The sequence below is a fragment of the Pseudomonas sp. MYb118 genome, from assembly GCF_040947875.1.
Taxonomy (GTDB): Bacteria; Pseudomonadota; Gammaproteobacteria; order Pseudomonadales; family Pseudomonadaceae; genus Aquipseudomonas.
This window is the reverse complement of record NZ_JBFRXN010000001.1, coordinates 900,504-914,546: the sequence shown is the minus strand read 5'-3', so window position 1 is coordinate 914,546 and position 14,043 is coordinate 900,504. Positions and strand designations below refer to the sequence as shown.

14 protein-coding genes are annotated in these 14,043 nt (G+C 62.8%); 7 read left to right on the top strand and 7 right to left on the bottom strand.

Going from position 1 to position 14,043, the window contains the following annotated elements; genetic code table 11:
- Nucleotides 1-141: 141 nt before the first annotated feature.
- The 3 genes from ABVN20_RS04305 to ABVN20_RS04295 all read right to left on the bottom strand — a co-directional run bounded on the left by ABVN20_RS04305 (nucleotide 142) and on the right by ABVN20_RS04295 (nucleotide 4,497).
- The gene (locus tag ABVN20_RS04305; RefSeq protein WP_368554258.1) at nucleotides 142-1,425 is read right to left on the bottom strand and encodes an NAD(P)/FAD-dependent oxidoreductase; all 1,284 of its coding nucleotides are present in this window, start codon (nucleotides 1,423-1,425) and stop codon (nucleotides 142-144) included.
- A gap of 55 nt (nucleotides 1,426-1,480) precedes the next feature.
- Nucleotides 1,481-2,971, bottom strand: coding sequence for an aldehyde dehydrogenase (locus ABVN20_RS04300; RefSeq protein WP_368554257.1), 1,491 nt, complete (start codon nucleotides 2,969-2,971; stop codon nucleotides 1,481-1,483).
- A gap of 149 nt (nucleotides 2,972-3,120) precedes the next feature.
- Nucleotides 3,121-4,497, bottom strand: a complete 1,377-nt coding sequence (locus ABVN20_RS04295; RefSeq protein ID WP_368554256.1) for a glutamine synthetase family protein — start codon at nucleotides 4,495-4,497, stop codon at nucleotides 3,121-3,123.
- Nucleotides 4,498-4,777: 280 nt separating this feature from the next.
- Here ABVN20_RS04295 and ABVN20_RS04290 point away from each other — a divergent pair, with 280 nt between their 5' ends.
- The 5 genes from ABVN20_RS04290 to ABVN20_RS04270 all read left to right on the top strand — a co-directional run bounded on the left by ABVN20_RS04290 (nucleotide 4,778) and on the right by ABVN20_RS04270 (nucleotide 9,949).
- Entirely contained in the window at nucleotides 4,778-5,539 is a 762-nt protein-coding gene (locus ABVN20_RS04290; protein WP_368554255.1) for a gamma-glutamyl-gamma-aminobutyrate hydrolase family protein, read from the top strand.
- 323 nt (nucleotides 5,540-5,862) lie between these two features.
- Nucleotides 5,863-7,005 (top strand): polyamine ABC transporter ATP-binding protein, encoded by a 1,143-nt coding sequence (potA, locus tag ABVN20_RS04285; protein WP_368554254.1) that lies wholly within the window; start codon nucleotides 5,863-5,865, stop codon nucleotides 7,003-7,005.
- 29 nt (nucleotides 7,006-7,034) lie between these two features.
- Nucleotides 7,035-7,916 carry an ABC transporter permease subunit gene (locus tag ABVN20_RS04280; RefSeq protein ID WP_368554559.1) on the top strand — a complete coding sequence of 294 codons (882 nt, stop codon included), beginning with the start codon at nucleotides 7,035-7,037 and terminating at the stop codon, nucleotides 7,914-7,916.
- The gene (locus ABVN20_RS04275; RefSeq protein WP_368554253.1) at nucleotides 7,913-8,797 is read left to right on the top strand and encodes an ABC transporter permease subunit; all 885 of its coding nucleotides are present in this window, start codon (nucleotides 7,913-7,915) and stop codon (nucleotides 8,795-8,797) included. The genes ABVN20_RS04280 and ABVN20_RS04275 overlap by 4 nt, the downstream gene beginning before the upstream one ends.
- A gap of 54 nt (nucleotides 8,798-8,851) precedes the next feature.
- On the top strand, nucleotides 8,852-9,949 hold the full coding sequence (locus ABVN20_RS04270) for a polyamine ABC transporter substrate-binding protein (RefSeq protein WP_368554252.1): 1,098 nt from the start codon (nucleotides 8,852-8,854) through the stop codon (nucleotides 9,947-9,949).
- 211 nt (nucleotides 9,950-10,160) lie between these two features.
- On the opposite strand, the gene thpR is transcribed toward ABVN20_RS04270, so the two are convergent.
- Nucleotides 10,161-10,688 (bottom strand): RNA 2',3'-cyclic phosphodiesterase, encoded by a 528-nt coding sequence (thpR, locus tag ABVN20_RS04265; RefSeq protein WP_368554251.1) that lies wholly within the window; start codon nucleotides 10,686-10,688, stop codon nucleotides 10,161-10,163.
- A gap of 60 nt (nucleotides 10,689-10,748) precedes the next feature.
- Here thpR and ABVN20_RS04260 point away from each other — a divergent pair, with 60 nt between their 5' ends.
- Nucleotides 10,749-10,943 (top strand): hypothetical protein, encoded by a 195-nt coding sequence (locus ABVN20_RS04260; protein WP_368554250.1) that lies wholly within the window; start codon nucleotides 10,749-10,751, stop codon nucleotides 10,941-10,943.
- 12 nt (nucleotides 10,944-10,955) lie between these two features.
- Here the strand turns inward: ABVN20_RS04260 and ABVN20_RS04255 are convergent, their stop codons facing one another.
- Both ABVN20_RS04255 and ABVN20_RS04250 read right to left on the bottom strand, forming a co-directional pair.
- Nucleotides 10,956-11,309, bottom strand: coding sequence for a DUF1428 domain-containing protein (locus tag ABVN20_RS04255; RefSeq protein WP_368554249.1), 354 nt, complete (start codon nucleotides 11,307-11,309; stop codon nucleotides 10,956-10,958).
- Between the two features lie 2 nt (nucleotides 11,310-11,311).
- On the bottom strand, nucleotides 11,312-12,397 hold the full coding sequence (locus ABVN20_RS04250) for a hypothetical protein (RefSeq protein WP_368554248.1): 1,086 nt from the start codon (nucleotides 12,395-12,397) through the stop codon (nucleotides 11,312-11,314).
- A gap of 375 nt (nucleotides 12,398-12,772) precedes the next feature.
- Here ABVN20_RS04250 and ABVN20_RS04245 point away from each other — a divergent pair, with 375 nt between their 5' ends.
- Nucleotides 12,773-13,033 carry a hypothetical protein gene (locus tag ABVN20_RS04245; RefSeq protein WP_368554247.1) on the top strand — a complete coding sequence of 87 codons (261 nt, stop codon included), beginning with the start codon at nucleotides 12,773-12,775 and terminating at the stop codon, nucleotides 13,031-13,033.
- 19 nt (nucleotides 13,034-13,052) lie between these two features.
- Here ABVN20_RS04245 and ABVN20_RS04240 read toward each other — a convergent pair whose 3' ends face one another.
- Nucleotides 13,053-13,943, bottom strand: coding sequence for a LysR family transcriptional regulator (locus tag ABVN20_RS04240; RefSeq protein ID WP_368554246.1), 891 nt, complete (start codon nucleotides 13,941-13,943; stop codon nucleotides 13,053-13,055).
- Nucleotides 13,944-14,043 lie beyond the last annotated feature (100 nt).

Sequence of the window (14,043 nt, the reverse complement as noted above, 5' to 3'; positions counted from 1 at the left end):
TGAGTGCCCTACAAGATTTGCATGTACCTCATGACCTGTGGGAGCGAGCCTGCTCGCGATGGCGGTGGATCAGTTACATAAATGGTGACTGACAGGGCCTCATCGCGAGCAAGCTCGCTCCTACAGGATCGCCGTGGAGTTTTAGATACCGAAACGATCACGCAACGCATAGTACGCCGCGCCCATCGCCGTCAGCGGGGCCTGGAAGGTGCGGCCGCCAAGCATCGGCATGTGCGGCAGCGAAGCGAAGGCGTTGAAGCGTTCGGCGTCGCCGCGGATCATTTCCGAGATCAGTTTGCCGGCCAGGTGCGAGCAGGTGACACCGTGGCCGCTATAACCCTGCATGTAGTAGGCGTTCTTCTCGATACGGCCGAATTGCGGCATGCGCGACATGGTCAGCAGGAAGTTGCCGGTCCAGCGGTAGTCGATCTTCACGTCCTTGAGTTGCGGGAAGGTCTTGAGGATCTTCGGACGAATCAGTTGCTCGATATCGTCCGGCTCGCGGGCACCGTAGACCACGCCGCCGCCGTACAGCAGGCGGTTGTCGGCGGTCAGGCGGTAGTAGTCGAGCAGGTAGTTGCAGTCTTCGACGCAGTAGTTGTTGGTGATCAGGCTGCGCGCCTGCTGCTCGGTCAACGGCTCGGTGACGACGATCTGCGAGCCGCACGGCATGCTCTTGGCGGTGACGCGGTTGTCCAGGCCCTGCGGCAGGTAGGCGTTGCCGGCGATCAGCAGGTACTTGGCCTTGACCACGCCCTTGGCGGTGCGCACGGTGTTCGGTTCGCCGTAGGTGATTTCCACCGCCGCCGATTGCTCATAGATCTTGCCGCCCAGGCCGATGATCGCCGAGGCTTCGCCCAGGGCCAGGTTCAGCGGGTGAATGTGGCCGCCCTGCATGTCGAGCAGGCCGCCGACGTAGTTGTCGCTGCCCACTTCGCGCTTGATGTCGGCGGCGCTGAGCATCGTCAGGTTCTTGTTGCCGTAGCGCTCCCAGCTGCTTTTCTGCTCGGCCAGGCCCTTGAGCTGCTTGTTGTTCAGTGCCGCGAAGATGCCACCCGGACGGTAGTCGCACTGGATATCGTAGTGCTGTATGCGCTGGCGAATGATGTCGGCGCCTTCGAAAATCATGCTGCCGAGCACTTCGGCGGTCTTGTCGCCATAGCGCTCTTCGATGACATCGACGTCACGGCTATAGGAGTTGACCAGTTGGCCGCCGTTGCGACCGCTGGCGCCGAAGCCGACCTTGGCCGCTTCGAGCACGGTCACGCTGTAGCCGGCCTCGGCCAGGAACAACGCCGAGGACAGGCCGGTGTAGCCGGCGCCGATGATGCAGACGTCGCAGTCCACCGCTTCCTCGAGCACCGGGAAATCGCCGGTGAAGTTGCGGGTGGCGGCGTAGTAGCTGTTTACGTGGGCTTGTTTCATGGTTTTCTCCGAGGGCCGCCGGCGGGTGTCGGCGACCTCGCTTTTCTTATAGGTGTCAGAGCTTGATCCAGGTCGCCTTGAGCTCGGTGTACTTGTCGAACGCATGCAGCGATTTGTCGCGACCGTTGCCCGACTGCTTGAACCCGCCGAACGGCGCGGTCATATCGCCGCCGTCGTACTGGTTGACCCAGACGCTGCCGGCGCGCAGGCCACGGGCGAAGGTGTGGGCCTTGCTCAGGTTGCTGGTCCACACACCGGCGGCCAGGCCGAAGATGCTGTCGTTGGCGATGGCCAGCGCTTCATCGACGCTGTCGAAGGTGATCAGCGACAGCACCGGGCCGAAGATTTCCTCCTGGGCGATGGTCATGGCATTGGTCACGCCGTCGAAAATCGCCGGCTCCACGTACAGGCCGCCAGTGCTCTCCAGCGTGCGCTGGCCGCCGGCGATCAGCTCGGCACCCTGCTGCTTGCCGATGTCGATGTAGCGCAGCACGTTGTCCAGTTGACGCTGGTCGACCACGGCGCCGACGGTGGTTGCCGGGTCCAGCGCATGCCCCGGTTTCCAGGCCTTGAGTGCCTCCACCAGCAGCGGGATGAACTGGTCGCGGATCGAGCGTTCCACCAGCAGGCGCGAGCCGGCGGTGCAGACTTCACCCTGGTTGAAGGCGATGCCGCTGGCCGCCGCCTGGGCGGCCACTTTCAGGTCCGGAGCGTCGGCGAACACCACGTGCGGGCTCTTGCCACCGGCCTCCAGCCAGACGCGCTTCATGTTGCTTTGCCCGGCGTAGATCATCAGTTGCTTGGCGATGGCGGTGGAGCCGGTGAACGCCAGCACGTCGACGTCCATGTGTAACGCCAGCGCCTTGCCGACGGTGTGGCCGTAGCCCGGCAGGACGTTGAACACGCCTTTGGGAATGCCGGCTTCCAACGCCAGTTGGGCGATGCGGATGGCGGTCAGCGGCGACTTTTCCGAAGGCTTGAGGATGAACGAGTTACCGGCGGCCAGCGCCGGCGCGAACTTCCAGCTGGCCATGATCAACGGGAAGTTCCACGGCACGATGGCGGCGACCACGCCAGCCGGCTCGCGGGTGACCAGGCCGAGTTGATCGTGGGGCGTGGCGGCGACTTCGTCGTAGATTTTGTCGATGGCTTCGGCGGTCCAGCGGATCGCGTTGGCGGTCGCCGGGATGTCGACGTTCAGCGAGTCGTTGATCGGCTTGCCCATGTCGAGGGTTTCGAGCAGGGCCAGCTCTTCGCGGTGGGCCAGGATCAGGTCGGCGAAACGGATCAGCGTGCGCTTGCGCTCGGCCGGGGCCAGGTTGGCCCAGACGCCGGAGGCGAACGTGCGCCGGGCGACGGCCACGGCGGCGTTGGCGTCGGCTTCGTCAGTGCTGGCGACGTTGGCCAGGAAGCGGCCATCCACCGGGCTGATGCATTCGAAGGTGGCGCCACTGATGGCCGGGCGGTATTCACCGTCGATGAAGGCACGGCTTTCGACGGTCAGGGACTGGAAGCGTTGCTCCCAGTCGTTGCGGGTCATGGTCATGGGGGGTGACTCACACAGAAAATGGATGGGTCGAACGATCCCCCTGTAGGAGCGAGCTTGCTCGCGATGGCGGAGTGTCAGCCACATGGATATTGGCTGACCGGGCCTCATCGCGAGCAAGCTCGCTCCTACAGGGGGCCGGGGTGGGTTTAGACCGTATGCAAGTACCAGTTGTACTCAAGGTCGGAGATCGAGTTTTCGAACTCGGCCAGCTCGCTTTCCTTGCATGCCACGAACACGTCGATGTACAGCGGGTCGATGTACTTGGCCATCACTTCGCTGTCATCGAGCACACGCAGGGCGTCGCGCAGGTTGTTCGGCAGGCTTTGTTCGTTCTGCTCGTAGCTGTTGCCTTCCACCGGGGCGCCCGGTTCGATCTGGTTGGTCAGGCCGTGGTGGATACCGGCCAGCACCGAGGCCATCAGCAGGTACGGGTTGGCGTCGGCACCGGCCACGCGGTGTTCGATGCGCACGGCGTCCGGCGAACCGGTCGGTACGCGGACCGCCACGGTACGGTTGTCGATGCCCCAGCTCGGCGAGTTCGGCACGTAGAACTGCGCACCGAAACGGCGGTACGAGTTGACGTTCGGGCAGAGGAACGCCATCTGCTCCGGCAGGGTGTCGAGTACGCCGCCGATGGCGTGGCGCAGCGCGGTGTTCTGCTCCGGGTCTTCGCTGGCGAAGATGTTGTTGCCGGCCTTGTCGAGGATCGAGATGTGCACGTGCAGGCCGTTGCCCGCCTGGCCCGGATACGGCTTGGCCATGAAAGTGGTGTCCATCTCGTGGTCGTAGGCGATGTTCTTCACCAGACGCTTGAGCAGCACCGCGTAGTCGCAGGCCTTGATCGGGTCGTTGACGTGATGCAGGTTCACTTCGAACTGCGCCGGGGCGCTTTCCTTGACGATGGCGTCAGCCGGGATGCCCTGCTCTTTCGCGCCTTCGAGGATGTCTTGCAGGCAATCGACGTATTCGTCGAGGTCGTCGATCAGGTACACCTGGGTCGACATCGGACGCTTGCCCGAGACCGGCGAGCGCGGCGATTGCGGACGGCCGTTCACGTTGTCCTGGTCGATCAGGTAGAACTCCAGCTCGAACGCAGCGCAGATGGTCAGGCCCATGTCGTCGAACTTGCTGACGATCTGGCGCAGCACTTCGCGCGGGTCGGCGAAGAAGGGCTCGCCTTCCAGTTCATGCATGGTCATCAGCAGTTGCGCAGTCGGGCGCTTCTGCCAGGGCTCGATGCTGAGGGTGCCGGGGATGGGGAAACAGATCCGGTCGGAGTCGCCGATGTCCAGGCCCAGGCCGGTGCTTTCCACCGTGGAGCCGTTGATGTCCAAGGCAAACAGCGACGCCGGCAGGTTGATGCCTTTTTCGTACACCTTATGAAGACTGGTGCGCTCGATGCGCTTGCCGCGCACCACACCGTTCATATCCGCAATCAGAAGGTCGACGTACAAAACCTCAGGATATTTCTTAAGGAATGCGTTTGCTTCGTTGAGTTGAACGGCACGCAGAGGGACCGACATGATGCACCTATTAGCTGTTAATTATTATGTTCACTGCACTTCCACGGAGCCAGTCAACCCGAACGGCAAAGTGAAGTCAATAGCGAACACCCAGCCTTTCATCCTTTATTTTCGGGGGTTTACGGCGGACAAAAATCGCAGATCAGTCCGCCGCACCGCGTAAATCCTGAGGATCGGACGCGCGGCGTTTAGAATTTTTTACATGACAGTTGTCAATTAAAATCAACAAGGCTAAGCTCCGGAAAAGCTCGTTCAAGTGTCAAACTTCGAGGTGATAAAAATGGCATTCAAGCCATTGATCGGCGTTACTGCGTGCGTCAAACAGATTGGCCTGCACCCCTACCACATCAGCGGCGACAAGTACCTGCGTGCTGTCAGCGTGGCGGCCTTGGGGATGCCAGTGGTCATACCTTCCCTGGGCGAACTGACGGAAATCACCGAAGTGCTGACCCATCTCGACGGTTTGCTGCTCACCGGCTCGCCGTCGAACGTGGAGCCCTTCCACTATCAGGGCCCGGCCAGTGCCCCCGGCACGGATCACGATCCGGCGCGGGACGCCACCACTCTTCCCCTGTTACGTGCCGCGATTGCCGCTGGCGTTCCGGTGCTGGGCATTTGCCGCGGCTTCCAGGAAATGAACGTGGCCTTCGGCGGCAGCCTGCACCAGAAGGTGCACGAACTGCCGGGCATGCTCGATCACCGCGAAGCCGACAGCCCTGAACTGGCGGTGCAATACGCCCCGGCGCACGCGGTCACGGTGCAACCGGGCGGCGTGTTCGAAGCGCTGCAGTTGCCGGCCGAGTTCATGGTCAATTCGATTCACAGCCAGGGCATCGACCGTCTCGCGCCGGGCCTGCGGGTGGAAGCGATTGCGCCGGACGGCTTGATCGAGGCGATCTCCGTGGGCCACAGCCCGAGTTTTGCCGTCGGCGTGCAATGGCATCCGGAATGGCAGGTGCTGTCGAATCCGCCGTACCTGAGCATTTTCCAGGCGTTCGGCGATGCCTGCCGGCGACGGGCCGCGCTGCGTAAAACCCGCTAAGCACCCAAAACCTTTTACTGCTCCCGTGAGGAATGGGCGTGCCTGCGCGCGCCTGCTTTTCGCGATAACAAACCGCATCAACAACAAAAAGCACCACCCAGGCAGCCAGGATGGCGGCGCCGAATAAACCCGGGGGCAACACAGCCCCCTGTAGGAGCGAGCTTGCTCGCGATGCGTAGTGTCAGGCGATTCAAATGGTGACTGGCGCACCGCATCGCGAGCAAGCTCGCTCCTACAGGGGTTGGTGTCAGCCATGAAACCCGGGTTTGCAATCAACTATTAAGTCAGGCCGCGTTGGCCCGACGACCTGTTGGGAGTTTCACATGGCAAACGCCTCCAGCACTTACAGGAAGGCCCTCGAAGGTCATCAATCACCGAAAAAGGTGTTGGTGAAAGTCGACCGCGTCACCAAGAAATTCGACGAAACCACCGCAGTGGACGATGTCTCCCTGGAGATTCATCAAGGCGAGATCTTCGCCCTGCTCGGCGGTTCCGGTTCCGGCAAATCGACCCTGCTGCGCATGCTCGCCGGCTTCGAGCGCCCGACCGAAGGGCGGATCCTGCTCGATGGCGTGGACATCACCGACATGCCGCCGTACGAACGGCCGATCAACATGATGTTCCAGTCTTACGCCCTGTTCCCACACATGACCGTGGCGCAGAACATCGCCTTCGGCCTCAAGCAGGACAAGTTGCCGGCCGCCGAGATCGACGCCCGTGTGGAAGAGATGCTGCGCCTGGTGCACATGACCCAATACGCCAAGCGCAAGCCTCATCAACTGTCCGGCGGCCAGCGCCAGCGCGTGGCCCTCGCCCGCTCCCTGGCCAAGCGGCCGAAGCTGTTGCTGCTCGACGAGCCGATGGGCGCTCTGGACAAAAAGCTGCGCTCGCAGATGCAACTGGAACTGGTGGAGATCATCGAACGCGTCGGCGTGACCTGCGTGATGGTGACCCACGACCAGGAAGAGGCCATGACCATGGCCCAGCGCATCGCCATCATGCACCTGGGCTGGATCGCCCAGATCGGCAGCCCCGTCGACATCTATGAAGCGCCGGTCAGCCGCATGGTCTGCGAATTCATCGGCAACGTGAATGCCTTCGACGGCACCGTGGTCGAAGACCTCGAAGGCCACGCGATCATCCACAGCCCGGACCTGGAGCAGAAGATCTACGTCGGCCACGGCGTCAGCACCTCGGTGGAAGACAAGTCGATCACCTACGCCATCCGCCCGGAAAAACTGCTGGTCAGCACCAGCCAACCGGAGTTCCGCTACAACTGGTCGGCGGGCAAAGTGCACGACATCGCCTACCTGGGCGGCCACTCGGTGTTCTACGTCGAGCTGCCCGGCGGCAAGATCGTCCAGTCGTTCATGGCCAACGCCGAACGCCGTGGCGCACGCCCGACCTGGGACGACAAGGTCTACGTGTGGTGGGAAGACGACAGCGGCGTGGTACTGCGCTCATGAGTACTCTCAACCAGCAATTCATGCGCTTCGTGCCCAGCGGCCGCAAGATCGTCATCGGCATTCCGTTTTTGTGGCTGTGCCTGTTTTTCCTGTTGCCGTTCTTCCTGGTGATGAAGATCAGCTTCTCGGAAGCGGCGCTGGCCATCCCGCCCTACTCCGAGATCTACACCTACGCCGAACAGAAGCTGCAACTGTTCATGAACGTCGGCAACTACCTGATGCTGACCGAGGACGAGCTGTACATCTCGGCGTACTTCGGTTCGTTGAAGGTGGCGTTCCTCAGCACGTTGATGTGCCTGCTGATCGGTTTCCCGATGGCCTACGCGATCACCACAACCCGCAAGGAAACGCAGAACGTCCTGCTGCTGTTGATCATGATGCCGACCTGGACCGCCATCCTGATCCGCGTGTATGCGTGGATGGGCATCCTCAGCAACAACGGCCTGCTCAACGCGTTCCTGATGTGGACCGGGCTGACCAACCACCCTATCGAGATCCTCAACACCAACACGGCGGTGTACATCGGCGTCGTCTACGCCTACCTGCCGTTCATGGTGCTGCCGCTGTACGCCAACCTGGTCAAGCACGATCATAGCCTGCTGGAAGCCGCGTCGGACCTGGGTTCGAGCAACTTCAACAACTTCTGGAAAATCACCGTGCCGCTGGCCAAGAACGGCATCATCGCCGGTTGCATGCTGGTGTTCATTCCCGTGGTGGGCGAGTTCGTGATTCCGGAACTGCTGGGCGGCCCGGAAACCCTGATGATCGGCCGTGTGCTGTGGCAGGAGTTCTTCAACAACCGCGACTGGCCGGTGGCGTCCGCCCTGGCGGTGGTGATGCTGTTGATCCTGATCGTACCGATTCTGCTGTTCAACCGTAGCCAGGCCAAAGAGATGGAGGGTCGGGGATGAAACGCGCAAGTTTTTCAACGTTCATGCTGGTGTTCGGCCTGGCCTTCATTTACTTGCCGATGCTGATCCTGGTGATCTACTCGTTCAACGCCTCGAAACTGGTGACGGTGTGGGGCGGCTGGTCGGTGAAGTGGTACGCAGGCTTGCTCGACAACACGCAACTGATGGGCTCGGTGGTGCGCTCGCTGGAGATCGCCTGCTACACGGCGGTGGCCGCCGTGGCGCTGGGTACGCTGGCAGCGTTCGTGCTGACCCGCGTCACCCGCTTCAAGGGCCGCACGCTGTTCGGTGGCCTGGTCACCGCGCCACTGGTGATGCCCGAGGTGATCACCGGCCTGTCGCTGTTGCTGCTGTTCGTGGCCATGGCGCAGTTGATCGGTTGGCCGATGGAGCGTGGCATCGTCACCATCTGGATCGCCCACACCACGTTCTGCGCCGCCTATGTGGCGGTGGTGGTGTCCTCGCGTTTGCGTGAGCTGGATTTGTCCATCGAGGAAGCGGCCATGGACCTGGGGGCAAAACCCTTCAAGGTGTTTTTCCTGATCACCATTCCGATGATCGCGCCGTCCCTGGCCGCCGGCGGCATGATGTCGTTCGCCCTGTCGCTGGACGACCTGGTACTGGCCAGCTTCGTTTCGGGCCCGGGCTCCACCACCCTGCCGATGGAAGTGTTCTCGGCGGTGCGCCTGGGCGTGAAGCCGGAGATCAACGCCGTGGCCAGCCTGATCCTGCTCGCCGTGTCCCTGGTGACCTTCCTGGTCTGGTACTTCGGTCGCCGCGCCGAAGCGACCCGCAAGCGGGCGATCCAGGAAGCCATGGACCAGACCGCCAGCGAAGCCTGGCAACCCGCACCAAAGCCCATGACTCAAGCGACGGCCTGACGCCGTCGCGTTTTACTGCGTTGCGTAATGCATAACAAGAAGGAAGCTGTACCGATGAAAATGCTTGGCAGGACTCTGCTGACCCTGTCCCTGATGGGCGCGATCACCTCGCTCGCACAGGCCGATGACAAGGTGCTGCGCGTCTACAACTGGTCGGACTACATCGCCCCGGACACCGTCAAGAAGTTCGAAGACGAGACCGGCATCCACGTGACCTATGACGTGTTCGACAGCAACGAGACCCTCGAGGCGCGTTTGCTCGCGGGGAAATCGGGCTACGACATCGTCGTGCCGTCCAACAGTTTCCTGGCCAAGCAGATCAAGGCCGGGGTTTATCAGGAACTGGATAAATCCAGGCTGCCGAACTGGAAGAACCTCAACCCGGTGCTGCTGAAAAACGCCTCGGCGAGCGATCCGGACAACGCCCATGCGTTCCCGTACATGTGGGGTTCGATCGGTATCGGCTTCAACCCGGCCAAGGTCAGGGAAGCGCTGGGCGCCGATGCGCCGACCAATTCCTGGGACCTGCTGTTCAAGCCGGAGAACGCCGAGAAGCTCAAGGCCTGTGGCATCAGCTTCCTCGACTCACCCACCGAGATGCTGCCCGCCGCCCTGCACTACCTGGGCTACCCGGTGAACTCCAAGGACAAGGCGCAGATTGCCCAGGCGCAGGAACTGTTCATGAAGATCCGTCCGTCGGTGGCGTACTTCCATTCCTCCAAGTACATCTCGGACCTGGCCAACGGCAACATCTGCGTGGCGGTCGGTTACTCCGGTGACGTGCTGCAAGCCAAGGCTCGCGCCCAGGAAGCCGGCAACCAGGTGCAGATCGACTACAGCATTCCCAGGGAAGGCGCCGGCAGTTTCTACGACATGGTCGCCATCCCCCGGGATGCGGCCAACGTTGCAAACGCCCACCTGTTCATGAACTTCCTGATGCGCCCGGACATCATTGCCGAGGTCACCAACAACATCGGCTACAGCAATGCCAACGCGGCGGCGACGCCATTGGTCGATGAAGCCATTCGCGACGACCCGGGCTCCTACCCGCCGCAGGATGTGCTGGCGACGCTGTATGCGATTCCGGACATGCCCATCGGCATCCAGCGGGTGATGACCCGGGGGTGGACGCGGGTGAAGCTTGGGAAGTAGTTGTCCCCATTGAAATCGCATCGCGAGCAGGCTCGCTCCCACAGGGGTCCGTGTTCACACATCCAAATTGTGGGAGCGAGCCTGCTCGCGATGAGGCCATCAAGTTTCCGTTCAAGCAGCGCCTTACCACCGCTGCACTCTCTCTGCCGAACGGCCTCACCTGGCTTCCTCGGTTAAGGTGAGCTTGGGCGCCCTCCTCGGGCGCCTTTTTTTATAGGGGCCATTCGGCCAAAGCGCGATACCGGCCCTTGTGCGATTCGAACAGGGCAAACCGATCGGCGCGCAGGTAAAATTCCGGCGGCGTCGCCGACTCAGGCACCGGCTCGCGAAAATCGCGCATCAAGGTCAGGTGCGGCCGAAATTCCTTCGGCGTCTCTTCCAGCCCAAACGGCAACATCGCCTGCTCCAGCGCATACGCCAGGCGCAACAACGCCGGTGGCGGCTGTTCGCACGCCAGCACCAGCGCCCCGGCACGCCGCCAGGCATCGACCCGGTCCAGCGCCACCCGCAACGCACCCGGCGTCTGCACCTGGCTCACGGCGTTGCAGATCTCGCCAATCTTCGCCACCTCCACCGCCCCGAGGAACAACAGAGTCAGGTGAAAATTCTCCGAGGGCACCGGTTTGCCGTGGCGCAGCCGCAGTTCGCTGCGCCAGCGGGCGATGGCCTTGCGCTGCTCGGGCGCACAGCCCAACGCAAAGAACAGCCGCTTGACCGGCTCACGGGTTTCGTCGCTCACGCCTGGCACCTCCTGACATGCACGTTATAGTTCAAGCATCCGAATGAACGGGACAGGGCCATGCGAGAAATCATCAGCAAAGAGCCATGGTGGGCCAGGCCACCGCAACCGGGACAGAAGGAGTCAGAGCTGGAATGGGGCTGGCTGGTTCACTATAGCGAAGGTGAGCCGCGTTTCGAATTCGTCAGGCAGCGGCCCACGGACGACGAGATCCACAACCGCAAGAGTTGCAGGATCACCCCGTCGCCGGAGTGACCCTGCACCGGTTCAGGCCTGCAGGAAGATGTCGAAGCCGCCGAAGATCATGCGCTGGCCATCGAACGGCATCGGATTGGCGTCGGACTGCATGCGTGGGTCGGCCATCATTTTCTGCATGCCGGCCTCGCGGGTGGCCTTGTCCGGCCAGACGATCCAGGCGAACACCACGGTTTCGTCGGGTTTGAGCTTCACCGCCTGGGGAAACGAGGTCACTTTGCCATCGGGCACGTCCTCGCCCCAGCATTCGACGATGCTCAGGGCGCCGTTCTCCTTGAAGATCGCGGCGGTGGTCTTGGCGTGTTGCTCGAATTTGCTGCGGTTGGCGGTGGGCACCGCGATCACGCAGCCATCAACGTAGGACATGGTCATTCTCCAGCGTGGGGTTGGGGGACGAACTGCTGGTTAGTCGCTTGCGGCGGCTCCCAATCGACACCCGCCCCACCTGAACTGACCGACGGCACTTCGGCGCTGCCGGCCAGGTTGCCCTCGATCTGCCCGGCCATGTACAGCGTGCCGGCCATGACCCCGCTGGTCGGGTTCTGCACCAGTTTTATCCAGGCCTTGTCGAAGGTGTTGCCCAGGCTGCTGCGGATCAGCGCTTCGCTGTCCGGGCGGTCGCTGGCCTGGATCAGCGCACGAATCCCGGCCACGCCCACGGTGATCAGGCCGCCGGCGAGCTTGCCGGCAGCGGCCGCCACCGCACTGGCGGCGCCACGTGGGGCCATTTCCGCTTCCATGCGCTGGCTGGCGCGCTTGGCCACCGGCGCCATGGCGGTGTCGGTGGAATCCACACCCTTGTCGCCCCCGGCCTTGTGGATCTTGTCGATCAGCGCCGCATAGGCCGGCAAGGTGTTCAGCGGCTGGGTGTGCACCACCTGGTACAACGAAGCGTCCCGCGCGGGCGGCGGGCCGAGGGCGATGGCCGGGACTTTCTGCAGGCGACCATTGAGCTGGGCCATGGGCACGCCGTAGCGCTGGGAGATCTTCTGTAGCTCTTCCTGGAGGATGTCGACGTAAAAGGCGGTGGACAGCGCGAGGATCTGGTCGGGGTCGATTTCCACGGCCACCGGGTTGAGCACCCGTTCCTGGTACTCCTCCAGCAGATAGGCGGCCAGGCGCTTGGCCGAGGCGTCCTGCTCGCCCTGGGCGCTGATGGTGTACCAGCTTACCTTCATCGACAGCCATTCCTGGGTCCAGTAGCTGCTGAACCAGGGGATGAAGTTTTCCTCGGTCAACTGGTAGACCCGGGTGCGCCAGTATTCCATGGCGCCGCGGCTGTAAATCTTGGTCTGCTCGGTGGCCGAGCGCGAGGCCTCGACTATGTCCCGGTCGACCTGCTGCCAGGTGGCCGGGGCGATGATCACCGGTGGCGCTGGCGGCGGCGCGCGCGAAGTCGTGGCGCATCCGGCCAGGATGATCAGCACGGCGACGATCAGCGAACGGGAGTTCAAGGTCGCGGTGTCCAGGGTGGGTTGGGGGTGAGTTGAAGTATAGCTCTGGGGTTTTGTGGTGGTCTTGAGGGCCGATCGCGAGCAGGCTCGCTCCCACAATGGTCCGGTGTTCACAAATCCAAACTGTGGGAGCGAGCCTGCTCGCGATCGGCCCTCACAGACACCCCAAATCCCAACCATCACCATCGTCGATATTCACAATCGCCACGAATGCCTTCCGCCCCAGCACCGTCAGCGTAGGATCGACTTCAACCCGACACACAACCCCGAACTGGAGGGGCCCATCATGCTGATTCATCTTCTGACTTGCCTGGCCCTGACAGCCTTCACGCTGAGCGTTTTTGCGTGGTACGTCCTGACCGAGGAGTGCTCTTAATGATCCATATCGTCAACCTCGCCGTGAGCTTTCCGGTGTTTGGCAAGAACTACTACTCGCAGCAGGTCGTCTCGCGCAAAACCCGTGCGCTGGTGTTCAACAAGCGCTTCGAAGACTTGCTGATGCCTGCCGCCACTCACCATTTCAGTAACGAAGTGGTCGGCCTCAACGATCAGTTCCGCTTCCTCAACGACGTGCTGGCCGAACACCTGCTGGACGTCGAGCTGGCCCACCAAGGTTCGCGTTCGTTCACCTTCTGAACCGGCGGGCAAGCGCTGTCTATTGCCCGCACACCTCCCGCACACACCCACGCAACCAGCGATGCACCGGGTCCGCGTCCATGCGCGGATGCCAGAGCATCGACACCGTAAAAGGCGGCAACGCAATCGGCAGCTCGAAGCTGTGCATGCCCGTGCGCAGGCTTTCGGTGTAGTGCGCCGGGATGGTCGCGATCAGGTCGGTGGCGCGGGCCAGTGCCAGTGCGGTGGAGAAGCCGGCGACCGAGGTGACGATGTGCCGTTGCAGGCTCAACTGCGCCAGCGCCTCGTCTATGGGTCCCTTGTCCAGACCGCGCCGGGACACGGCCACATGGCCGCACGCGGCAAACCGTTCGGCGCTGATCTCACCCTCGCCCAGCGGATGACCGGCACGCACCACGCCGATGAAGCGATCACGGAACAAACCCTGGGTGCGTAGCTCGGGGCTGGCGCCATCCCCCACCACTCCGGTTTCCAGATCGACACTGCCCTCGCGCAGGGCCGTGCTGTCCTTGTCCGGCTTGCCGACAAAACGCAGGCGCACGCCGGGCGCCTGGGCGGCCACCCGGGCGATCAGTGCCGGGCCGAAGCTGTCGACGAAACCCTCGCGGGTGCGCAAGGTGAACGTGCGGGACACCTGACTCAGGTCCGGCTGCTCTGCCGGGCGCAGCATCGCTTCGGCTTCCTGCACCAGTTGACCGACCCGCTCGCGCAACTCCTGCGCCCGGGGCGTGGCCACCAGCCCGCGGCCGGCGCGCACCAGCAGCGGGTCACCGGTGGTTTCGCGCAGCCGCGCCAGGGCCCGGCTCATCGCCGACGGGCTCAGGCGCAGGCGCTTGGCCGCACGCGCCACGCTGCCTTCGGCCAGCAGCACATCCAGGGTGATCAGCAGGTTGAAATCGGGTGTGGACATGGCTCGCCTCGTACGGGTGATAGGGCGTCGTGTGCATGAATAAAGTGCAAACCGTGCGTCTTCCGCCATGTTAGGCGCGGGCGTAGATTTCCGATAGCGC